Genomic DNA, 21,051 nt, shown 5'->3' with positions numbered 1-21,051 from the left:
GACGAGAGGGGGAAGGGGAACCGTTGAGGTATAATGCACTTTATCGAATTACTATTATCGTAGCAATGGCTTTAAAATTTTTCTGGCAGATTTTTTGGTTTCAACGTTTCCATCGTATTTGGGATGAACGTACAAGAGATAAATGGCAAGACCTTTTAGTAAAACAAGCTAAAGAATATAGGAAGAAGGCGTTAATGCTTGAGGGGTTGCTTATTAAGTTCGGGCAATTCTTAAGTACACGTGCTGACCTTCTTCCACCTGTGTTTTTGAAGGAATTAGAAGGATTGGTCGACAGAGTCGAGCCCGTTCCCTTTGAGAAATCAAAAGCCATTTTGGAGCGAGAGTGGGGAGGGGACGTTTCTGAACACCTTCAGGAAATCGGGGATGAACCGGTCGCTTCTGCTTCAATCGGTGAAGTGTATAAAGGTAAGCTCCATAATGGTCAGGAAGTAGCTGTGAAGATCCAGCGCTACCGCGTAGAGAAAATCTTCCATACCGACTTTAAGGCGCTTCGAATCGTCTTCTGGTTATTAGCTCGCTTAACTTCCATAGGAAAGAAAGCGGATCTTGGCGAATTATATCGCGAGCTGGTTTACGTTATGGGGAAAGAGCTTGATTTCACAGAAGAATTAAAGCATTCCCTTTACTTTAAGAAGCGTTTCTCTGGATTCAAAGGAGTATATGTCCCTGATTATCATGAAGATCTATCAACGAGACGTGTTTTAGTTATGGAATGGATTGAAGGGGTGAAGATTACAGACGAATCATTTATACAAGAAAACAACTTGAGGCGCGAAGATTTGGCTAAGCGAGTATTCGATTTGTTTGTGGAGCAACTTGTCTCTGATGGCATGTTTCACGCGGATCCTCACTCAGGGAACTTAATGGTTCGTTCAGATGGCACCATTGTCATGATTGATTTCGGTATGGTTGGTGAAATAAGTAAAGAAGATGCCAGTTACATTCGTATGATCATTCAAGGGTTTATTATGGATGATTACGATAAAGTCATTGGCGCATTAGAAGATATGGATTTTCTGCTTCCTTACGCAAATCGTCAGAAGGTGAAACGATTATTAAAAGAAACAGCCGATATGTACTTACAGGGGGACTTTGAGAAATTTGATCAGGAAGCATTGAATCAAATTATGAAAGATCTCCAAGAGTTCGTAAAAGAACAACCTATTCAAATGCCAGCAGACTATGCATTTCTCGGTAGAGCAGCTTCTATTGTTATTGGAGTTTTAACGACAGTGTATCCGGATATCGATTTAATGAAGTGGGGAAAACCTGTTATTAAACAGTGGGTATCTGGTGGAGAATCAGACGCAAGCCTTTATAAAGAAGTCATAAAAGACACCGCAAAACCTCTTCTTTCCTTACCAAAAAGTTTGAATGACTACTTAACAGATGCACCTAGACAAAGAGCTTTTGAGGAAAGGAAGCAACAGAGGCAGATGTTTCACCATTACTATTTCTTTTATGCGTGTTTATCTTTCTTCTTATTTGTAGGCGGAGGTATGTTTGCTTTATATAGCTTTGAAAACCTTGCATCCCTGTATATGTATATCGGATGTATAACAGGAGCTACGGGTCTTGCTGCTTTCATAGTAGTGGCGAGTGTTCATTTTAGAACCATTAAAATTACGACTAAAGATAGGAGGAATAAGGGTGAGTGATTTGCTACGTAAAGGGTTTTTAATCGGAATTGGTGCTGCGTTAAATGGTAAAGAGAAAGTAGAGAAGGTATATAACGAAATGGTGGAAAAAGGGCAGATGAGTCCTTCAGAAGCTAAAGAAGCCATTCGTGAATTTCGCGAAAAAGGGGAAGCGCAAAACGAAAAGTGGAATGCTCAAACAGAAGCTTATTTCCGCGAGCAAATCCGTGATCTTGGCTTCGTGACGAAAGAAGAATACCATGCACTTGAAGAACGCGTACAAAGGTTAGAGAAATTGCATGAGACCTCAAAGGATGCAGGTGAGGAATAAAAATCAGCTCCCTGAATCTTCTTTATCAAAGCAGGAACCAAATCCACATTTAGGCTGTAATATAAAAACAACCATCTCCTTTATCTAAAGGGGATGGTTGTTTTTTTTGGAATGTTGTTTAGTTTCATCGGAAAGCATCGCCACGGCCTGTTTTAATGTAGCTTTTGTACTCACATCTTCTTTTGTTTTAGAAACTAGGCCCATTTGAACGGCTCGCATGCTTAAATCCGGGCGCATACCAGTTAAAATCGGTTTAAGGCCGAGGATCTTAAGAGATGTAAGGAGTTTGTCCAAATGGCTCATGAAAAGGTCATCCACCTTGTAAACTCCGGATAAGTCAATAACAAGCCAATCAATATCCAGGTCATTGGCTTTCCTTAATGTTTCCTCAATAATCACATTGGCGCGCTTTTCATCAATTTCCCCGATAATAGGTAAGATGGCCACATGGTCCATAATTGGTACAATTGGCGTCGATAATTTTAAATACTTTTCTTCATAATCATTTACTCTTCGTTGTTCGGCCTTAGAGAAAGCCATCGTAAATCCATGCACAATATAATTAAATAACGTATCAATACGGCTTACAATTTCCATTAGTTGTTTGAAAGATTCATTTCGCTCGCGCGTTTGGTTTTCGACAAAGGTCCAAATAGCTTCTTTGTACAGACTTAATTTCTCAATATAGTCAGATAAGACGCCTTCTCGTTTGCTTACCGTTTCCCCGATACTTTCCCCAAGGTCTGTCGCGCGTTGGATAGAATCCCCATTTTCAATGATATTCTCTCCGATCATGCTAACGAGCTTATTTAAAAACGAAATCAGTTCTTCACGGTCTTTGTCTGCTAAACCACTATATTCTTTCGGATACTGTTTTTCTAGTAAATGTAGAATATCAGAAGCGATTACAGTTGAATGAGCTTGCAATTGTGCTTGAAAGAAAGAGTAATGATGTGAATAAGTCATAGTCTACTTCATTCCTCCATTTAAATTCCATTTTCTAAAAATCATTATAATCATTTAAAAAAAAGAAGTAAATCTGTGATGCCTTTTATCTTTAAGGAAGTTTTACACATTTATGTAAGTTTCCGTTTCATTCGGTGGGCAGAGGGTTATAGAGTAAGAAATCGCCATCTGTTCTAAAAGTGAGGGGAATCTATGAATAAATGTAAATTACTAATGGCTTCGTTAATCATCTTTTTAACAGGGTGCAATTTAAGAGTGTTGGATCCTAAGAGTGAAACAGCGCGTGACCAATCTTTTCTTATTCAGTTTAGTTTTGCTCTAATGATGATCGTGTTTGCAACCGTTATCATACTTTTTGTTTGGTTTTTATCGAAATATCGTGAAAATGATCAAAACAAGGATTACATACCTGCTGATGAAAAAGGAAGTCCATGGCTCGAAATGACTTGGACCGTTATCCCTTTTATTCTGTTAGCTATTCTGGCTGTTCCGACTGTATCGATAACCTTTGAACAATCTGCTCAAACAGAATCTACGCCGACTGATGCAGTCTTAATTGAGGTAACAGGGCAACAGTTTAGTTGGACCTTCTCCTACCAAAATGGAGTAGAAACCGTAAATAATCTTCGTTTGCCTGTAGACCGACCTGTAGAGTTCACTTTACGTTCGGAGGATATTATTCATTCCTTTTGGATCCCAAAGCTCGGTGGAAAGAAGGATCTTATACCAGGTGAGACGAGGCGAATGATTGTAACTCCTGAGGAAACGGGGACATATCTTGGTAAATGTGCGGAATTTTGTGGACGTGAACATACGAAAATGAGGTTTACTACAACTGTTATGGAAGAATCAGAGTACGAACAGTGGTTACAAGAAATGAAGGAGAAAATAGAGTAAAGGGTGGGTTAGATGACAGTTGAGCTTTTCAATAGGACGTTCTTTATAGCTACGGACGTATTATTTGCATATATTGTACTTATAGGCACTGGCTTGGTGGGGGTGTATCTAGTAAATCGAGCAAATAAATGGTCTGTCATTAAAGATTATGTGACAACCACTCATCACCGGAAGATCGGTGTCCTTTATTTGCTTTCGGCGACACTTTTTTTCTTAAGAGCTGGAATAGAAGCGTTAATTATTCGAACCCAACTAGCTGTACCGGAAAATGATTTCTGGGTCTTTCAAGGAGATAAATTCAATGAGGCATTTACAACTCATGGAACGATCATGATTTTTTTTGTAGCGATGCCACTTTTAATCGGACTCATGAACGTAGCTGTTCCTCTCCAAATTGGGGCTCAGGATATGGCCTTTCCTTATATGAATGCGATAAGCTTTTGGCTGTTTCTGGCCGGGGCGATCCTTGTAAACATGAGCTTTTTCATGACAGCTTCGCCAAACGCTGGCTGGACAGCTTACGCCCCTTTATCTACTGCTGAATTCACACCAGAAGCGGGAAATGATTACTACATATTTGGTTTGCAGGTGTCAGGGATTGGGACGATTTTAGCAGCTATCAATATGATTGTAACGATTGTCCGTCACAGAGCACCAGGTATGAAGATGACCCGCATGCCTTTGTTTGCATGGTCAACTCTTGTAACAGCTTTTTTAATTCTTATTGCTTTCCCAGTACTGACAATAGCTCTTTATATTCTAATGTTTGACCGATTATTTGGGACCTCATTTTTCTCAGGTGAGGCAGGTTCGCCAATATATTGGCAGCATTTATTCTGGATTTTTGGTCATCCCGAGGTCTATATCATCATCATTCCGGCATTTGGGATATTCTCTGATGTCATTTCTACATTTTCTAAGAAGCGAGTGTTTGGGTATACATCTATGGTTGTAGCGATCGTCATTATAGGATTGCTAGGGTTTATGGTATGGGTGCACCATATGTTTACGGTGGGCCTTGGTCCAGTTGTGAACACCGTTTTTGCGATTACAACTATGCTGATCGCTGTGCCAACAGGTATCAAAATCTTTAACTGGCTCTTTACAATGCGAAAAGGGGTTATTCATCTAGGCACACCGATGCTTTTTGCCGCAGGTTTCATTCCTACGTTCGTTATAGGAGGCGTTACTGGGGTCATGCTCGCGGTGGCTGCAGCGGATTTCCAGTTTCATGATACCTATTTTGTCGTAGCTCACTTCCACTATACCATGGTGGGAGGGACGGTTCTTGGAGCTTTTGCTGGGATTTATTATTGGTTTCCGAAGATGTTTGGATTTAAGTTGAAGGATGGATTAGGGAAAGCTCACTTTTGGCTATTCTTAATTGGCTTTCATATCACCTTCTTCCCACAACATTTTGCTGGCCTTAATGGAATGCCTCGCAGAGTATATACGTATACCGCAGAGGACAACGTTTTTATCTTTAACTTCATTAGTACAATCGGCGCGTTCATGATGGGGATTGGTACTTTGTTCTTCATTTTAAACATCTTTAAAAGCTTTAAGAATCCAGAAAGATGTGGAAATGATCCTTGGAATGGACGGACGCTTGAGTGGAGCGTACCATCTCCTGCTCCAGAGCACCCATTTGATCCAATGCCAAAGGTGACCACGGTTGATCCATTATGGGAGGCAAAGCGAAACCGGGGCGGCAAGCTACCGGTTGCAAATTCTTCAAGGTCAGCTCCGATTGATGTTACGTCTTGGCAACCAGTAGGCTTCTTTGGGGTAATTATGCTATTTTCATTGTCCTTCATTTACCATGTGACGTGGCTACAAATCGTATCAGGGGTTATGGTGCTAGCGTTGTTCGCAATGCGTACGTTAACAGATGAACACACGAGATTGGCGAAAGAGGGTGATAATCATGGAGACGTATAAAAGTGATCTATTTGGTGACAAGCAGCTGGGGTTTGCGCTTTATTTAATCGGTGAACTCATCATGTTCGCCACGTTGTTTGCGACGTACTTTCTATTTACACCCTCTGCTATAAATCCAACCCCAAGTGAAACATTTGAGCTTCGAACGGTAATCATAACTTCTGTTTGTCTCCTCAGTAGTAGTGCGACGATCCACTATGCGGAGAAGGCGTTTGAAAAGGGGAAAGAAAAAGGGGTTTGGATTGGGTTAATTTCAACCCTCATCTTAGCCACAGCCTTTATGGGGTTTGAAATACACGAGTTTTATAAATACGCCTCAGAAGGGTACACGCTAACAGAAAACCTCTTCCTATCTTCCTTTTACATTCTAGTAGGGCTCCACGCAGCCCATGTATTATTCGGAATCGGATGGATGGGATTTCTGTGCTACCACTACACAAGAATACCCACTACAAGTTACGGACAAAAGCAGAAAATATTCAGCTACTACTGGCACTTCGTTGATGTCATATGGGTGTTCATTATTACATTCGTGTATGGACCCTATTTGTTCTAGAAAGAATGGTTACACCAGGTATAAATGGTTACCTTCATATGCAAAAAACATCAATAAATACCGACACATCAAGGATTCTGTCGAAAAGTTACACGTGAAACAATAGTGAGAATTTTAACTATATTCCTTAAATAAAACCTTCAAGGACGTATGTAATTACGTTTTTGAAGGTTTTTGTGGTTTAGTTTATGACCTTGATTAATTCTTTAATTTTTTACAAGCCCTTTTTTAGTAGGTGGGGGCATAGGGATTTGGGGGATTATGTGCTTTCAGTTTAATAGTAGTCTAGGTTGCATACAACTACATATGGCATGTTTCCGTTTTGCCAATATGGCATGGGTGGTTCGGGAAATTGCGAGACTCCTGCGGCAGTAGGAGCCTAGGGGAGACCCCGCAGAGAGCGATAGCGAACGAGGAGGCTTCCCAGCTCGCCGCGGAAAGCGAGTGATTTCCCGAACCACCTTACGCTCAACCCGAGTTAACGGAAACGTCATCTCAGCTTCAGGTTTGCAAGCTTACTGTCCGCACCCCATTGTCAATCGCTGGTGATTTCAGGCATAAAATAACGTCTTTCTCACATGCTATGAACAGCATGTCTAGAAATGAGGAGAAGTATATGAACTGGTTCTCAATTATTCCTTTTATTGTTGTAGTCATCACAGCCATTGCTACCAAACAGGTCATTCCTAGTTTGTTTTTTGGAGTTGTAGTCGCTGGATACCTCGTTACCCCCGATTGGTTAGGTGGTATGACGCAGGCGCTTGAATTTGTAATTAAAGGATTATCTGATCCGAATAACTTAAAGATCATTATCTTCCTATATGCTTTTTCAGGACTTATAGGGCTCGTACGAATCTCAGGTGGCATTAAGGGATTTGTGCAAACAGCGACAGAGAAGATTTCCGGTCGTAAAGGAGCTTTTGCCCTTACTTGGTTGTCAGCTCTTGGAACATTCAGTGCGCCGAGCTTTCGTATAGTGACCATTGCGCCGGTTATGAAAGCAATGGTGAAGAAATTACCAATGACAAAGCAGGAGCTCGGATTTGTGATCGAGACAACCGCATCCCCTTTTGTCGTCCTGGTGCCTGTAGCCACTGCTTTTGTTGGTTACATGTCTTCTGTAATAGGTTTGTCGATGGATCAAAACGGTATAGAAGGGGATCCATATATGTTTTTCCTGAGGAGTATTCCTTATAACTTCTTCGCCATTTCTATGATTCTTATTGGGTTTTACTTAAGCTTCTTTCATAAGAGTAAAAAACAAGCCACAGATGCTGAAAATAAAGCTTCAGAACAACAGGGGAAAGAGGATGATGATCAGTGGGAAGATTGCCATCCATCTGTGTCGAAAGACCTCCCTTCTAACTATTGGCACCTCATTCTTCCGTTAGGTAGTGTTATTATCTTTACATTTTTCTTTATGTATATGCTAGGTGTGAAAAAGGAAGGCGCAGAAGGGTTTGAAGCACTAATAAATGCCAGTGTTCTAGATGCAATGGTGTTAGCGGTCGTAATCTCCATTGCTTGGTTTATCATTTATTTAAAAATTAGGTCTTATCCTCTACGGAAACAAATGAATGAGCTAGTGACAGGTGGCAATGAAATGATGAGCGTTATCCTATTACTAGCTATGGTTTGGGGGCTAAGTAAAGGATCAGAAGCACTTAATTTCGCTCAAACTATATCTCAGTCTCTTCAATGGATACCGGCCTCTTTCGTTGCAGTACTCGTCTTCCTTATCGGATGCGCTCTATCTTATTTCATCGGCTCCTCCTGGGGGACATGGGGGATTTTAATGCCAGTAGGAGTTTCGATTGCTACTGTGAGCGGAAGTTCGTTACCGATCGTTATTGGAGCGGTTTTTGCAAGCGGTACATTCGGGGCCTTTTCGTCTCCTCTTAGTGACAATACCAACACAACAGCAGGGATTTTGAACTTAAATGCAGTACGATACGCAAAGTTTAAGTTTAAGCCAGCGGCCATGGCAGCCGGAGTAGCAGCGGTTCTCTACTTAGGTCTACCATTTTTCTTATAACTACTTGGAGGCTACAGATATGGATTTAAAATCGGGTTCATTATTGTGGATGGATACGTTAAAACAAGCGAAATCATACCCGGGGGTCACCGAGAATGTAACGTGTGATGTGGTTGTAGTTGGAGGTGGTGTTTCTGGTGCCATCATATCCCGGGAACTTATTGAAGCTGGTATTGATACGGTCCTTGTCGATAAACGGAAAATTGGGCATGGTTCTACATCGGCTAATACAGGATTGCTTCAGTTCTCAAATGATAAAACCCTGACCTCCTGCATCGAAACCTACGGAGAAGAACATGGACTTCGCTACTACCAGCTATGCTTAGCGGGAATCGATAAAGTGGAGGCCTTGGCTCAAGAATGTACAATAGAACCTGAATTCATAAGGCGTGATAGCTTATACTTTGCCTCTTCTGAACAAGATACCTCCCTCCTTCAAGCAGAGTATAAAACGCTGAAGAAGCATGGTTTCTGTGTGGATTATATGGATCGCTCTGATGTTGAACGTTCTTTTTCCTTCTCTAAACCGGGTGCTATCTACTCAAAAGGGGATGCTGAAGTGAATCCATTAAAATTATCAATTGGGCTCATTGAGGCAAACGTAAAGAAAGGTCTTCGAGTTTTTGAAGAGACAGAAGTGGTAGATCACCACGAAGATGAGGGGGAGGTGACGCTCCTTGTAAAGGGAGATTATACGATCCGTGCTAAGTTTGTTGTGTATGCGACGGGCTATGAAGCTCAGCAATTGAAGCGTAATCGTAACGCCCTGTTGGAGACTTCTTTCGCCATTGCCACAGAACCCGTAACACACTTCCCGGGCTGGAAGGATCGTTGTTTAATTTGGGAAACTGCTCGCCCGTATTTATACGCAAGGACTACCGCAGATAATCGTATGATTATTGGCGGATTAGATGAACCTTATATAAAGAAGGATGAAAGGGAACGTCACTTGCATTCTAAACGGGATCAACTTCTTCGATCATTACTTTCCCTTTTCCCTGATTTAGAGGGGGTTAACGTTGACTATTACTGGGGAGCCGTATTTGGAAACACGCATGATGGCTATCCAATTATTGGACCTCAACCCGAATTTCCTCGTAGTTTCTTTGCTTTAAACTACGGGGGCAATGGCACGGTGTACTGTACTATTGCTGGAGAATTGATCAGGAACTTCATTGTAAAAGGGGAGCACCCGGACGCGCCTATTTTTTCAAATTTTCGTACACCTATAAAATCCAATAAAATCAACAATGGAAACGCTTAATTTACTGCGGGTAAATTAGGCGTTTCTTATTTTTATGTTTAAATTGTTGACAATTATCTGAAAACTTGTAATATTATATACATGAACATGTTAGAAAACCTAACATAAAACGTTAAGGAGGAGTTGCAGTGAGTGAATTAGGCATGATGAATAGTTTGTGGACGATGGTAGCTGCCGTTTTGGTTATTTTAATGATTGGTGGGTTTATTCTTTTAGAAGCAGGTTCAACCCGTATGAAAAACGCTGGCCACATTGCTGGAAAGACTATTTTTACATTTGGGATCTCATCTTTGGTGTTTTGGGCAGTTGGGTATGGAATGATCTTTGGGGAAGGAAACGCATTTGTAGGACTATCTAACTTTTTCTATGGTGGAACGATTGATGCCGGGGGAGATTTAGCCGAAACAGTCTTCTTCGTATTCCAATTAGCATTTGCGGGTATTGCTTTAACCATTGCATTCGGAGGATTTGCAGAACGTGCAAAGCTATCATCTTATATTTGGTTCGCTGTATTATTCTCTGTTTTCATTTACCCAGTTGTGGCGCATTGGATCTGGGGAGGAGGCTGGTTATCTGAACATGGTAAACAAGATTTCGCCGGATCTACCGTTGTTCACTTAACCGGAGCCATGGCAGCTCTTGCGGCCACGATGATCTTAAAGCCTAGAAGTGGCAAGTATAACAAAGACGGAAGCGTGAATGAAATCGAAGGTCACAACCAGGTCTATACTTCACTCGCTGTACTCTTATTATGGGTTGGTTGGTTCGGTTTCAATGCAGGTAGTACGGTATCAGTTGATGGGGCGTTCTTTGGATATGTTGCATTGAATACTCAACTAGCTGCAGCGGCAGGGGCGGTTGCTGCTATGTTTATTACAATGATCGTTACGAAGAAAGCGCAAATCACAACAATGCTAAACGGTGCACTTGCTGGTCTTGTTGCTATTACCGCATCTTGTGCCTTTGTAGCTCCTTGGGCAGCCGTCGTCATTGGTCTTATTGCAGGTGTAATTGTACATTATAGCATGTCGTTCTTTGAGAAGAAGCAGATTGACGATCCAATCTTCGCTCTATCTGTACACGGTGTAGCAGGGATTTGGGGAACTCTTTCAACTGGTTTCTTCGCTACTCCAGAACTTGCAGCTGCCAATGGTGGTCGTGCAGGGCTCTTATACGGCGGAGGTTTTGAACAATTAGGTGTTCAGGCTCTAGGAGTAGGAGCTAGTGGGCTATATGCTTTCGTTGTCTCTTTTGTCTTCTTGAAGATTATCCAAAAGGCAATGGGTGGCATACGCGTATCCAAAGAAGAAGAACTTCTTGGTCTTGATATGAGTGAGCACGGAAGCTACGGATATCCGGAAGTGTTCTCTAGAACACCAAAAAAGCAGCAGCAAACAAGTTAATAGATACACATCAAAAACCGCCTGGGACCCTCCTCCCAAGCGGTTTTATTTGGGTATTACATCATTTTTGTTGTATAGCCCTTCTATTTTAGGTGATGAGGCAGCTCTTTGTCTTCTTTACATAATATGTTTCCGTTTCTCCCAATATGGAAAAGGAGGGCCTGGAAACTGCGAGACTCCCGTGGGCAGATGAGCCAGTCTAGTTCCGGCGTGGAGGACCTAGCGTGATAAGTCATCTTTTTTACAAAGGCTAATCGCCTTTTCCAAAAAGCTGCCTTATCCGTACGGTCCTAGGCACCACGCCTGCACTTTTCAATCTAGGGGAGACCCCGGAAAGCGCGTAGCGATTGAGGAGCCTCCCCAGCTCGCCGCGGAAAGCGAGTGATTTCCCGGACCACCCTGCGCTCAATCAGGCTAACGGAAACATTCTCTTATTCCGTGAGTGCTTCTTTAAAAGGATTCTTCCTAGATTGGGTCAAGCGATATACACAATATAATAGAAGAAAAACGGAAAAAGTGAGTAGTTCTAAATTTATATAATACCAAACCCCTGATCCTAATAAGTCCAATGGTGTCTCCGCTGTTGGGGCACTTGAAAGGAACAAATAATTTGAACCAATCTCTCTATTAACAAAAAATATAACAATAGCGTATAAGTTGAGTACTCCGAACGTGCCTAAGAGGGAGCGGAATGTAATGGTGACATTTGATGTTAGGATTAAGAACAAGCTGGCCCAAGAAATTGCCATATGATGAAAGAAGAACTTTAGAAAACGATAATGGGGATAAGCGTTGGGTAATTCTGGTGTGAGAAGAGCCAGAAACGCTGGTATAATGCCTATAAAGAAATTAAATTGGATAAGGGACTTGTTCCTAGTTATAAGAGCAACCATTGCTAGTATGGAAGCAACGCCACATAAATGAAGAGGAACGAATTCTTGCGTGCTCCAGATATCGTTTGAAATAGCGAATAGCTGATAAGTAAGTTCTGATAGTAGTAAAATCGTAAACAACGTCCATCTGATCAATGCTGTGTAGCGCGTAGAGCGTTTGAATAGAGGGTAACTAAATAAGAGTGCTAAGAGCCCTGCGAAGAAAAGGGCAAGGATTATTATATGACTCGTCATCAGCGGCTCGAATGGTTGGTGAACCTCATTGCTAAACCAACGTCCCATAGCTTCTCTCCTCTCTAAGCCAGGTTTTCACCATTTTATCACAAGGACGGGTTAGGAGCAGTATAACCATTTTAGGGAAGGGGAATATAGGTGAAGAAAAGAGCGAATTGTTTTCAGTGTAACCATTTTTATACCACGTGGAATCCTGCTTTTCCTAGAGGATGTAAAGCGTACGGATTTAAGTCGAGAGAAATCCCCTCTATTTTTGTAGAGAAAACGACCGGTTCCTCTTGTAGAGCTTTTCAAAAGAAAGCTGGTCAACCCTCATCACAGCTGTCTTCAAACTCTAATTTCGATATTCGTCTGTAAAATGTTAATCATTTGAAATGTCTGAAACTATATCGCTAATCCTTCAGATTTGTGATATAGTTTTCCATATTTCAGAGAAAAAGAGAGAGAAAATGAGTGAAGGGAGTTCTGTGTATATGGCAAGAGAGAAATGGCAGTCCAAACTAGGCTTTATGCTAGCTGCCATGGGATCAGCGGTAGGACTGGGTAACATATGGCGCTTTTCTTATGTAGCGGGAGAAAATGGAGGAGGAGCCTTTCTATTATTATATTTAGCATTTGTGCTGCTGATTGGAATTCCTGTTCTGTTATCTGAATTTAGTATCGGGAGACAGGCGCAAAGTGATGTGGTAGGATCCTATCAAAAGTTAGCACCAAACAAGCCGTGGTTTATACAAGGGTATATGGGTTTAATTTGTTCGTTTCTCATACTGGGCTTTTATAGCGTGGTAGCGGGTTGGTCTCTTTATTATTTTTGGAATTATCTAAATACTTCATTTTTTACTGCGCCTAGTGGCGGGTTTGAGGCAGCCTTTGGTACTTTTATAACGAACCCTGTATCTCCATTGTTTTGGCACGGTTTGTTTATGGCCATCACGATTTTTGTTGTCTTAACAGGAGTGAAGGATGGAATCGAGCGGGCTAGTAAAATCTTTATGCCTACGCTAGCGGTGTTGTTAGTCTTGCTAGCTGCTTATAGCGTTACGCTAGAAGGGGCTGTTGAAGGTTTGAAATTCTTATTCCAGCCTAACTGGTCAATTCTTGAAGACCCATCCGTTTATTTAGCTGCGTTAGGTCAAGCATTCTTCTCATTAAGTCTTGGTATGGGGGGGATGTTGACGTACGGAAGCTACTTGTCAAAAGACGAGTCGCTGCCATCAGCAACCTTAGGGATCGGTTTAATGGATACGTTCTTTGCCATTATTGCGGGCGTTGTGATCTTTCCGGCCGTGTTTGCATTCAATATATCACCTGAATCTGGGCCGAACCTTGTATTTATTACGCTTCCGAGTGTATTTGAACAGATGCCGTTTGGAGGGGTTGTGGGAATTGTCTTCTTCTTCCTTCTTTGTTTAGCGGCTTTATCATCTGCTATTTCAATCTTGGAAGTACCTGTCGCTTACTTTATGCGAAAGTTTGGCTGGGGGCGTACGTTCTCTAGTGCTGTTCTAGGTGCACTAATGTATCTACTCGGTGTTGCAGCGTCTCTTGGTATGGGAAGATGGTCCGACGTTACACTTATCGGTAATCGAGATATTATGGGTTCAATGGAGTTTGTTGCCTCGGATGTCTTCCTGCCGCTCGGAGGGTTAATTATCGCGTTATTCGTAGGTTGGCACTGGTCAAAGACAGAGGCTTTCCAAGCAACAGATATGGCTTCTGCAGGACCTATTCGACACATCTGGCGTTTTCTAGTAAAATTTGTAGCGCCCGTTTGTATTGCGATTATCTTCTTATCGTCTGTCGGGATCCTGTAATGAGGTGATGAAGTGATCGAACGTTTACAGAACACCCTCCCTGATGTAGCTAAGGAGATTATTGAGCTACAGAAAAGGAGTTACCCCATTGAGGCTAGGCTTCTTGGGGTTAAAGAGCTACCCCCGATGGCAGACACAGCTGAGCAAATTGAAAATACGAATGAGATGTTTTTCGGTTTTCGAGAAGGGGACAGACTTTTAGGAGTCCTCGGTTATGAAGAACTACGTGAAGTGAATGTCCTAGCCAGGCTAGCCGTCCATCCTGATTATTTACAACAAGGCATCGCTTCTAGTTTGCTTGAACATTTACTTGAAGAAGTGCCATTACCATTAGAGGTCATGACCGGGAGAAATAACACACCCGCCATTGAATTATATGAAAAATATGGATTTCACTATGAAGGTGACTCTGTCATGACAGAAGAAGGCATCGAATTAGTAAGGTTAGTGAAAGCGTAAGATAAAGAGAAACCGTTCGAAATCAGAGCGGTTTCTTTTTTATGATGAGAAGTTGCCCCTTAGACTCATAGAAAAGCGAGTGAGTTAAAACTAAAATCGACCTTTCTTGATCATACCCCCGTATTTCCCCGGAAATATGACAAAATATCTCATCGTAAGGGAAGCTCGAAGCTGAGACACTTTTGTGTGGATAGGGCCGTTACGTTTGTTGAGTGCTTGGGGTGTCTGGGGAACGACTCGCTTTCCGCGGGCGAGCTGTCAAGCCTCCTCGGGAAACCCACCCTGCGGGGTCTCGTCGACCTCTTTCTCCCGCAGGAGTCTCCCCGTTCCCCAGACACCCCTGGCTCTAGTTTTACGAACGTCCCCACGTCTTGAGTGTGGTGAGAGTAACGAGGTTTACGCATATGTCATGTTTCCGTTACACAATATATGGCAGAGGTGGTTCGGGAAATTGCGAGACTCCTGCGGCAGTAGGAGCCTAGGGGAGACCCCGGAGGGAGCGAATGCGACTGAGGAGGCTCCCCAGCTCGCCGCGGAAAGCGAGTGATTTCCCGAACCACCTCACGCTCCACAACTCAAACGGAAACATTCTCTCAGTTTCGGGTCTTCAAGATTACTGCCCTAGTCTTGAAGAAATCTATTTCAAGAAATAACAATACTAACAAAGCCTAGATTTTATTAGAGGGATGTTGGAGATTTTGTGACAGGTAGAGAGAATAAAAGGAATCCGTGTTATACTTTTTTGAGAGAAACAAGCACACAATAACTAGAAATAGAACGTGCAAGGAGGCAACGGTATGTCCGTTTCATATGATCAAATTTTGCAGAAAATGATGAAAGAGGTTCAAGAAGCAAGCCTTGGACAGCGAAATCCAGAGAAGGTGAAAGAACATGTTCGAGCGGTTAAACTACTAAGTGATTTAATATTAGATGAACAAGGGTCTGCTTCCTATACGCAAGCAACCCCGCAACCATATGTTCAACCACAAAGGACGGTGGAGTCACCGAAGGCTGCACCTAAACCAGAACCAGAAATAGATCACGAAGAGGCGAACGGGAGCTCGTTATTTGATTTTTAATAGAAAATAGGGGGAGAGGAACATGAAAGTTTTTTTACTTTTAGGTGTTATTAACGGATTTCTTGCAGTAGCGCTAGGGGCCTTTGGAGCTCATGGCCTTGAGGGTCGTATATCGGAGAAAATGATTAAGACATGGGAGAAGGCAGTTAACTATCAAATGTTCCATACGATGGCATTGTTAGTCGTTGGTCTCTTATTTACCAAAGTCACCGGAAATATTGCGTCTGCTGGATGGGCTTTCTTTATCGGTATTCTGTTGTTTTCCGGTAGTTTGTACATTTATAGTGTAACCTCCATTAAGTTATTCGCTATGATTACACCATTCGGAGGCGTTGCCTTCTTAGTCGGGTGGGTCATTCTTGGGTATGCTGTCATTCGCTATATTTAAAAGTAGAGGATCGTAGAGAATAGTAAAATGATGGCTGCTCGTAAAGCTTGCTCAATGAATACAGCTGTATTTCTTTGAGCGAAATGGGCCATTCCTTCAAATACAAAACTAAAGGCAAGCGTGTAAAACATCAGTAACGTTAAAATGGACCATCCATCTTTCATGAGAGAAATAATGCCTATAAAGATGGCTAAGGCAAGCATCAAATATTGAAGCTGGGCGAACTTTTGAGACGGATGTTTCATAGCAAACGCTCCTTTTCGTTTAGTAGAAAATGCGGCTGACCCTATACAGGGTCAGCCGTTTTTTGTGTGAAAGCTCCATTCCGAATGCATGCGAGAGGGATGAAAGACCGTTTTTCGTTATCCCTGTTACCTTGGTCTATTATTTGAATTGCCACCAAATGGATAGGCGTAGTTGATTTCTTCTGGGAATGTGATGTAGTCGAGGTAAACCATTAGCAGTAAGTATCGTAGGCCGGTTTCTGGATCGCTCAGAATAATATGATCACGGCCAGCGGCTTCTATAATTCCTTTAAAGATCTTGGCGTTCCAGTTGTCGTTGTTCTCAAAAGTCATATACACAGTCGCTTGTTTGCCTTTGTTTAATCGTAAAATGTTCTCGATATAAGATTCTTCCTCAAGTGGTAAGTTCCCACCATTTTGTGAAGGGGGGAGCTGTTGACCACTTTGCCCGCCAGGCTGTTGAGGCATTTGCCCCATTCCCATTTGATTTTGGTAATAGGGGTACATCATCGGTTGCCCCCCTTGCATTCCTTGCATGCCTTGCATAGGGTAGCCTCCATATGAGCCTTGCCCACCTTGACCTGAACCATAAGAACCGCCTTGCTTTTGATTAGCCATGTAAGCCTGCACTCCTTTCGGTAATAAGTACCATTCTCACGAGCAGCTGATAAAATAGATTTTATGAATTGCTTCAAATCCCCCTGACTTTTACACACCGTTTTGTCGTTCCGGTTATCTCCAGGCGGATTGCCTGATCGGAACGACGGCCATATACTTACGTAATCCAAAAAGCATATGAAGTAAGCGTACGACCAGACGTGAGGATTTGTTTCTTGTGATTTGAAAATCTCACAATCCTCTTAGAAACATGTTTATGTAATGAGGAAGATAGATATGAACAAAAGAATGGAGTAGCTTTAGGAGGAGTTTTGATGAGGGTGACGAGTATATTGAGCTGGTTCGCCCCTTGAGCGCCATGTGATTTTTGAAGAAATAAAAAACGATCCCGAAAGTGGTTATTCAACACTTTCAGAATCGTTATATGAGAAGCTTATTAAATGGCTAAGAACGAATTGATCTCGTCTTGTTTAAGAAGGTTCCCTACATAGAAGGAGCCGAATTCTCCGTAACGAGCGCTCACTTCGTCAAAGCGCATTTCATATACAAGTTTTTTAAATTGAAGGACATCGTGAGCGAATAAGGTTACGCCCCATTCCCAATCATCGAAACCAACTGAACCCGTTATGATCTGGCGGACTTTGCCTGCATACTTTCTACCGATCATTCCGTGAGAATACATAAGTTTTCCGCGGTCTTCCATCGGAAGCATGTACCAGTTGTCATCCCCTTCACGACGCTTGTCCATTGGATAGAAGCAAATATACTCCCACTTAGGAAGGATAGGCTTCAAGCGAGCTTGGATTTCAGGGTCCGTTTCAGGGTCTTTCCCTCTTGCCATATAGGTGGATAATTCCACTACGGAGACGTAAGAATAAGAAGGAACTGTGTATTCAGCTAGCTTTGTTTTATTAAATTCTGTTTCAATCGCATTTAATTCTTCCATTGTTGGACGTAAGATCATCAAGATGAAATCAGCTTTTTGGCCCACAACGGTGTAAAGAGCGTGACTTCCTTCTTTATTCTGTTCCGTCTGGTTCCACTTTTCTAAAAGTTGGTGGAATTCATGGATAGCAGACTCTCGCTCGTCGCTTGATGCGTGCTTCCAAGACGTCCAATCAATAGAACGAAGGTCATGTAAACAATACCAACCGTCTAAGGTTTCAACTGCTTCTGGCATGGACACTCTCTCCTTTATATAAATGAGTTCATGATTTTTTCTTCCGTTTTTTACTATAACATAACTTCTTTACAATATGGAAACGCTGAAGATAGCAGGTGTGAGGGATCGGGATAGAGAAGGATTCGTCTGAAAATAAAGAAATTTTAATATGGTTTCCTCTTTCCTTTCAATTGCACACAAAAAGATTTATCATATAGTACAGATATGAACTTGGAGGGATAACATTATGAGTAACTTGTTCGACTCTTTACGAGATAAATTATCAAATACAACGAAGCGTATCGTGCTTCCTGAGGGTTCTGATGAGCGTATTTTAGAAGCGGCATCTAAGCTCGCTCAAGAAGGTGCTGTTACACCTGTACTAGTAGGTAACCCTGATGAATTGAAACAGAAGGCATCAGATTTAAACTTGGATCTTGGAAGTGCTGACATTTTAGATCCAAATAATTATAGCGAATTTGACGCAATGGTAGCGAGCTTCGTTGAACGTCGTAAAGGAAAAGCGACAGAAGAGAAAGCGCGCGAAATCCTTAAAGATGAAAATTACTTCGGTACAATGCTTGTTTACATGGGAGAAGCAGATGGCCTAGTAAGCGGCGCGGCTCACTCTACTGCAGACACAGTACGTCCAGCTCTTCAAATTATTAAAACAAAACCAGGTATTAAGAAAACATCTGGTATCTTCATTATGGTAAAAGACGAAGAGAAGTACGCTTTTGCAGATTGTGCCATTAATATCTCTCCTGACAGCCAGGATCTAGCGGAGATCGCTCTAGCAAGTGCGGACACAGCGAAACTGTTCGATATCGACCCACGTGTTGCGATGCTTAGCTTCTCAACAAAAGGTTCTGCGCAATCTCCAGAAACGGAAAAAGTGACAGAAGCTGTGAAAATCGCGAAAGAACAAAACCCTGAGCTTGCACTTGATGGAGAATTCCAATTCGACGCTGCATTCGTTCCATCTGTTGCAGAAAAGAAAGCACCAGGCTCCGAGCTTAATGGAGACGCGAATGTATTCGTATTCCCGAGCCTAGAAGCAGGAAACATCGGTTACAAGATCGCACAACGCATGGGCGGATTCGACGCAGTTGGCCCAGTTCTTCAAGGACTAAACCAACCCGTAAACGACCTATCCCGCGGCTGTAGCGCAGACGATGTGTACAAGCTTTCCCTAATCACAGCAGCACAGTCTCTATAAGCTAAGATTTATCCCTAAAAGAGGAAGCCATCATGGCTTCCTCTTTTTATTTACTTAAGGGGGTCGGGGGAGATGATGTTTCCGTTCCTGCTAATATGGCAAAGGTGGTCCGAGAAAACGCGAGACTCCTGCGGCAGTAGGAGCCTAGGGGAGACCCCACAGAGACCGAATGCGAACGAGGAGGCTTCCCAAAAAGAAAGGAGAAGCTCGACTAAGATCGTCACGTCCTGTGACAACGTCGAACGACCCCACATCGTGTGGGGCAGCGGAAAGCGAGTGTTTTCTCGGACCACCTTCCACTCCGCCCGGCAACGGAAGCACACCCACTCCTCATATCAGAGAAAAGCACTGCGAGCCCTTATTTAAGGGAGCGCAGTGCTTTCTCGTTACGGGCAACCATTTGATCAAACCGTTTATCAAACCAGCCCATTTCTGTATCATCCAAAGGACTTGTATCAACATGTCCGCTTAAGTTATAGAGAAGATACAGAATTCGATTTCGTACATCTTGAACAGTAAGATCTTTCCCAAATAATTCAGATAGGGAAGCCATCGTCTCAGGTTCAATAGTAGGATAAGCGAATGCGGTTTCTTGATCGTTTATACCAATTTCATAGAACTGGCGGATAAGTTCTGCCCGATCAGAGCCGCTTCCTTCTACACATAAATAGATCTGGACAGCGCTACCGTTTTTGACACGTCTTTGAGAGATGCCGGCAAATTTCTTACCATTAATACTTAAATCATACGTACCAGGGCAGTAAGAGCCTTTAATTTCAAAAGCTTCAATCGGAAATCCTTCTTCTTCAAATAGCTTCTGAATAAACGAAACCATAGCTTCATAACCGTCGTGAATATCAACCTGTTTGGCATCGGGGAAAATAAAGGATAGGTTGAGAACCCCTGCATCAAGTGCCACAGCTAAACCGCCCGAATTTCTCACAATCGCTTGGTATCCTTTTTCACTCAAGAAACTCAAACCTTCATCAATGGAAGGAAGGCGAGCATCAGGAATCCCCAACACAACCGTTTGGTGATGCACCCACAAACGAGCCGTCACCGGCGAACGCCCCTGACCCACACTCATCGCTAACGCATCATCCGTTGCAAACGACTGAAGCGCAGAGAAAGTTGGCCCGAGCTCACTTTGATCTATAAATCGATAGGAGTTGGTTTGTAATAGTTCATGAATCTCTTGCATGATCGGTCTCCTTTACGTCCTAAACTAACAGACCTATTATACCAAAAATCCACCCACATGCATCATCAAGAATAGGACAGTCATACTGAAACTAGAAGTGGAGGTGTTGGGCCGATACTCTTGTTGAGTGCTAGGGGTGTCTGGGGAACGACTCGCTTTCCACGGGCGAGCTGTCGAGCCTCCTCACTCACTCCGTTCGCTCCGGGGTCTCGTCGACCTCTTTCTCCCGTAGGAGTCTCCCCGTTCCCCAGACACCCCTTGCCAAATTAGTTTAACGGCCCGTTGCTTAAGCAAGGAGGTAATTTGTATCTCAAATGTGGTATGTTTCCGTTACTTCTAATATGGCAAAGGTGGTCAGAGAAATTGCGAGACTCCTGCGGCAGTAAGAGCCTAGGGGAGACCCCGGAGGGAGCGTAGCGACTGAGGAGGCTTCCCAGCTCGCCGCGGAAAGCGAGTGATTTCTCTGACCACCTTACGCTCAGTTCCAAGCAAACGGAAGCATTCTCCCAACTTCAGTTTTTAAAACTTATCTATAAATTGTTTGCCGATTCGACATATTACGGGGTTGTTCATGGTGGAGCTACCATCTAGAATGGGTAGAGGACAAAAGATCGCCAGAATGCTTTATGAATTGGAAATTATCGTATATAATAGAACAAATATTGTCGGGAATAGGAAGGGCAGAATG

General features: G+C 42.7%; 19 protein-coding genes. 13 read left to right on the top strand and 6 right to left on the bottom strand.

Annotated features, from left to right (window positions below; genetic code table 11):
• Window positions 1–23: 23 nt before the first annotated feature.
• Both ACYX4O_RS19290 and ACYX4O_RS19285 read left to right on the top strand, forming a co-directional pair.
• Complete coding sequence (locus ACYX4O_RS19290; protein ID WP_476353254.1) at window positions 24–1,679, top strand: ABC1 kinase family protein; 1,656 nt, start codon at window positions 24–26, stop codon at window positions 1,677–1,679.
• Window positions 1,672–1,989, top strand: coding sequence for a phasin family protein (locus tag ACYX4O_RS19285; protein ID WP_476353252.1), 318 nt, complete (start codon window positions 1,672–1,674; stop codon window positions 1,987–1,989). The genes ACYX4O_RS19290 and ACYX4O_RS19285 overlap by 8 nt, the downstream gene beginning before the upstream one ends.
• 84 nt (window positions 1,990–2,073) lie before the next feature.
• Here ACYX4O_RS19285 and ACYX4O_RS19280 read toward each other — a convergent pair whose 3' ends face one another.
• Window positions 2,074–2,955, bottom strand: coding sequence for an STAS domain-containing protein (locus ACYX4O_RS19280; RefSeq protein ID WP_476353250.1), 882 nt, complete (start codon window positions 2,953–2,955; stop codon window positions 2,074–2,076).
• Window positions 2,956–3,147: 192 nt separating this feature from the next.
• Here ACYX4O_RS19280 and coxB point away from each other — a divergent pair, with 192 nt between their 5' ends.
• The 6 genes from coxB to ACYX4O_RS19250 all read left to right on the top strand — a co-directional run bounded on the left by coxB (window position 3,148) and on the right by ACYX4O_RS19250 (window position 11,051).
• Window positions 3,148–3,852 (top strand): cytochrome c oxidase subunit II, encoded by a 705-nt coding sequence (coxB, locus tag ACYX4O_RS19275; RefSeq protein ID WP_476353248.1) that lies wholly within the window; start codon window positions 3,148–3,150, stop codon window positions 3,850–3,852.
• Between the two features lie 12 nt (window positions 3,853–3,864).
• Entirely contained in the window at window positions 3,865–5,793 is a 1,929-nt protein-coding gene (gene ctaD / locus ACYX4O_RS19270; protein ID WP_476353246.1) for a cytochrome c oxidase subunit I, read from the top strand.
• Window positions 5,780–6,349 carry a cytochrome c oxidase subunit 3 gene (locus tag ACYX4O_RS19265; protein WP_476353244.1) on the top strand — a complete coding sequence of 190 codons (570 nt, stop codon included), beginning with the start codon at window positions 5,780–5,782 and terminating at the stop codon, window positions 6,347–6,349. The genes ctaD and ACYX4O_RS19265 overlap by 14 nt, the downstream gene beginning before the upstream one ends.
• 592 nt (window positions 6,350–6,941) lie before the next feature.
• The gene (locus tag ACYX4O_RS19260; protein ID WP_476353242.1) at window positions 6,942–8,384 is read left to right on the top strand and encodes a Na+/H+ antiporter NhaC family protein; all 1,443 of its coding nucleotides are present in this window, start codon (window positions 6,942–6,944) and stop codon (window positions 8,382–8,384) included.
• A 19-nt stretch (window positions 8,385–8,403) separates the two neighbouring features.
• Complete coding sequence (locus tag ACYX4O_RS19255; RefSeq protein ID WP_476353240.1) at window positions 8,404–9,648, top strand: NAD(P)/FAD-dependent oxidoreductase; 1,245 nt, start codon at window positions 8,404–8,406, stop codon at window positions 9,646–9,648.
• Window positions 9,649–9,776: 128 nt separating this feature from the next.
• Window positions 9,777–11,051, top strand: coding sequence for an ammonium transporter (locus ACYX4O_RS19250; protein WP_476353238.1), 1,275 nt, complete (start codon window positions 9,777–9,779; stop codon window positions 11,049–11,051).
• A gap of 431 nt (window positions 11,052–11,482) precedes the next feature.
• On the opposite strand, the gene ACYX4O_RS19245 is transcribed toward ACYX4O_RS19250, so the two are convergent.
• Window positions 11,483–12,226, bottom strand: coding sequence for a YwaF family protein (locus ACYX4O_RS19245; protein ID WP_476353236.1), 744 nt, complete (start codon window positions 12,224–12,226; stop codon window positions 11,483–11,485).
• Between the two features lie 425 nt (window positions 12,227–12,651).
• On the opposite strand from ACYX4O_RS19245, the gene ACYX4O_RS19240 reads away from it, so the two are divergent.
• The 4 genes from ACYX4O_RS19240 (at window position 12,652) to ACYX4O_RS19225 (ending at window position 15,918) form a co-directional block, all read left to right on the top strand.
• Window positions 12,652–13,992, top strand: coding sequence for a sodium-dependent transporter (locus ACYX4O_RS19240; protein ID WP_476353234.1), 1,341 nt, complete (start codon window positions 12,652–12,654; stop codon window positions 13,990–13,992).
• Between the two features lie 12 nt (window positions 13,993–14,004).
• A complete protein-coding gene (locus ACYX4O_RS19235; protein WP_476353232.1) occupies window positions 14,005–14,451 on the top strand; it encodes a GNAT family N-acetyltransferase in 447 nt (148 codons plus the stop codon).
• A gap of 797 nt (window positions 14,452–15,248) precedes the next feature.
• The gene (locus ACYX4O_RS19230; RefSeq protein WP_476353230.1) at window positions 15,249–15,530 is read left to right on the top strand and encodes a YwdI family protein; all 282 of its coding nucleotides are present in this window, start codon (window positions 15,249–15,251) and stop codon (window positions 15,528–15,530) included.
• 22 nt (window positions 15,531–15,552) lie between these two features.
• Window positions 15,553–15,918 carry a DUF423 domain-containing protein gene (locus ACYX4O_RS19225; protein ID WP_476353228.1) on the top strand — a complete coding sequence of 122 codons (366 nt, stop codon included), beginning with the start codon at window positions 15,553–15,555 and terminating at the stop codon, window positions 15,916–15,918.
• Here the strand turns inward: ACYX4O_RS19225 and ACYX4O_RS19220 are convergent.
• The 3 genes from ACYX4O_RS19220 to hemQ form a co-directional block, all read right to left on the bottom strand.
• Window positions 15,915–16,163 carry a hypothetical protein gene (locus tag ACYX4O_RS19220; RefSeq protein WP_036780115.1) on the bottom strand — a complete coding sequence of 83 codons (249 nt, stop codon included), beginning with the start codon at window positions 16,161–16,163 and terminating at the stop codon, window positions 15,915–15,917. The genes ACYX4O_RS19225 and ACYX4O_RS19220 overlap by 4 nt on opposite strands.
• 126 nt (window positions 16,164–16,289) lie before the next feature.
• The gene (gerQ, locus tag ACYX4O_RS19215) at window positions 16,290–16,781 is read right to left on the bottom strand and encodes a spore coat protein GerQ (protein ID WP_476353226.1); all 492 of its coding nucleotides are present in this window, start codon (window positions 16,779–16,781) and stop codon (window positions 16,290–16,292) included.
• A 436-nt stretch (window positions 16,782–17,217) separates the two neighbouring features.
• Entirely contained in the window at window positions 17,218–17,961 is a 744-nt protein-coding gene (gene hemQ, locus ACYX4O_RS19210; protein ID WP_188650651.1) for a hydrogen peroxide-dependent heme synthase, read from the bottom strand.
• A 229-nt stretch (window positions 17,962–18,190) separates the two neighbouring features.
• On the opposite strand from hemQ, the gene pta reads away from it, so the two are divergent.
• The gene (gene pta, locus ACYX4O_RS19205; RefSeq protein WP_476353224.1) at window positions 18,191–19,162 is read left to right on the top strand and encodes a phosphate acetyltransferase; all 972 of its coding nucleotides are present in this window, start codon (window positions 18,191–18,193) and stop codon (window positions 19,160–19,162) included.
• A 358-nt stretch (window positions 19,163–19,520) separates the two neighbouring features.
• Here pta and lipL read toward each other — a convergent pair whose 3' ends face one another.
• Complete coding sequence (lipL, locus tag ACYX4O_RS19200; RefSeq protein WP_476353223.1) at window positions 19,521–20,363, bottom strand: octanoyl-[GcvH]:protein N-octanoyltransferase; 843 nt, start codon at window positions 20,361–20,363, stop codon at window positions 19,521–19,523.
• Between the last annotated feature and the right edge of the window lie 688 nt (window positions 20,364–21,051).

The sequence above is a fragment of the Pontibacillus sp. ABV4_188 genome, from assembly GCF_056311905.1.
The sequence above is the reverse complement of the archived record's forward strand: the minus strand, read 5'-3'. Positions and strand labels throughout refer to the sequence as shown.

Bases quoted from the DNA above. Each gene is read 5' to 3' on its own strand.
- ACYX4O_RS19280 (WP_476353250.1), bottom strand. From the start codon at position 2,955: ATGACTTATTCACATCATTACTCTTTCTTTCAAGCACAATTGCAAGCT.
- coxB (WP_476353248.1), top strand. From the start codon at position 3,148: ATGAATAAATGTAAATTACTAATGGCTTCGTTAATCATCTTTTTAACA.
- ctaD (WP_476353246.1), top strand. From the start codon at position 3,865: ATGACAGTTGAGCTTTTCAATAGGACGTTCTTTATAGCTACGGACGTA.
- ACYX4O_RS19265 (WP_476353244.1), top strand. From the start codon at position 5,780: ATGGAGACGTATAAAAGTGATCTATTTGGTGACAAGCAGCTGGGGTTT.
- ACYX4O_RS19260 (WP_476353242.1), top strand. From the start codon at position 6,942: ATGTCTAGAAATGAGGAGAAGTATATGAACTGGTTCTCAATTATTCCT.
- ACYX4O_RS19255 (WP_476353240.1), top strand. From the start codon at position 8,404: ATGGATTTAAAATCGGGTTCATTATTGTGGATGGATACGTTAAAACAA.
- ACYX4O_RS19245 (WP_476353236.1), bottom strand. From the start codon at position 12,226: ATGGGACGTTGGTTTAGCAATGAGGTTCACCAACCATTCGAGCCGCTG.
- ACYX4O_RS19240 (WP_476353234.1), top strand. From the start codon at position 12,652: ATGGCAAGAGAGAAATGGCAGTCCAAACTAGGCTTTATGCTAGCTGCC.
- ACYX4O_RS19230 (WP_476353230.1), top strand. From the start codon at position 15,249: ATGTCCGTTTCATATGATCAAATTTTGCAGAAAATGATGAAAGAGGTT.
- ACYX4O_RS19225 (WP_476353228.1), top strand. From the start codon at position 15,553: ATGAAAGTTTTTTTACTTTTAGGTGTTATTAACGGATTTCTTGCAGTA.
- ACYX4O_RS19220 (WP_036780115.1), bottom strand. From the start codon at position 16,163: ATGAAACATCCGTCTCAAAAGTTCGCCCAGCTTCAATATTTGATGCTT.
- gerQ (WP_476353226.1), bottom strand. From the start codon at position 16,781: ATGGCTAATCAAAAGCAAGGCGGTTCTTATGGTTCAGGTCAAGGTGGG.
- hemQ (WP_188650651.1), bottom strand. From the start codon at position 17,961: ATGCCAGAAGCAGTTGAAACCTTAGACGGTTGGTATTGTTTACATGAC.
- pta (WP_476353224.1), top strand. From the start codon at position 18,191: ATGAGTAACTTGTTCGACTCTTTACGAGATAAATTATCAAATACAACG.
- lipL (WP_476353223.1), bottom strand. From the start codon at position 20,363: ATGCAAGAGATTCATGAACTATTACAAACCAACTCCTATCGATTTATA.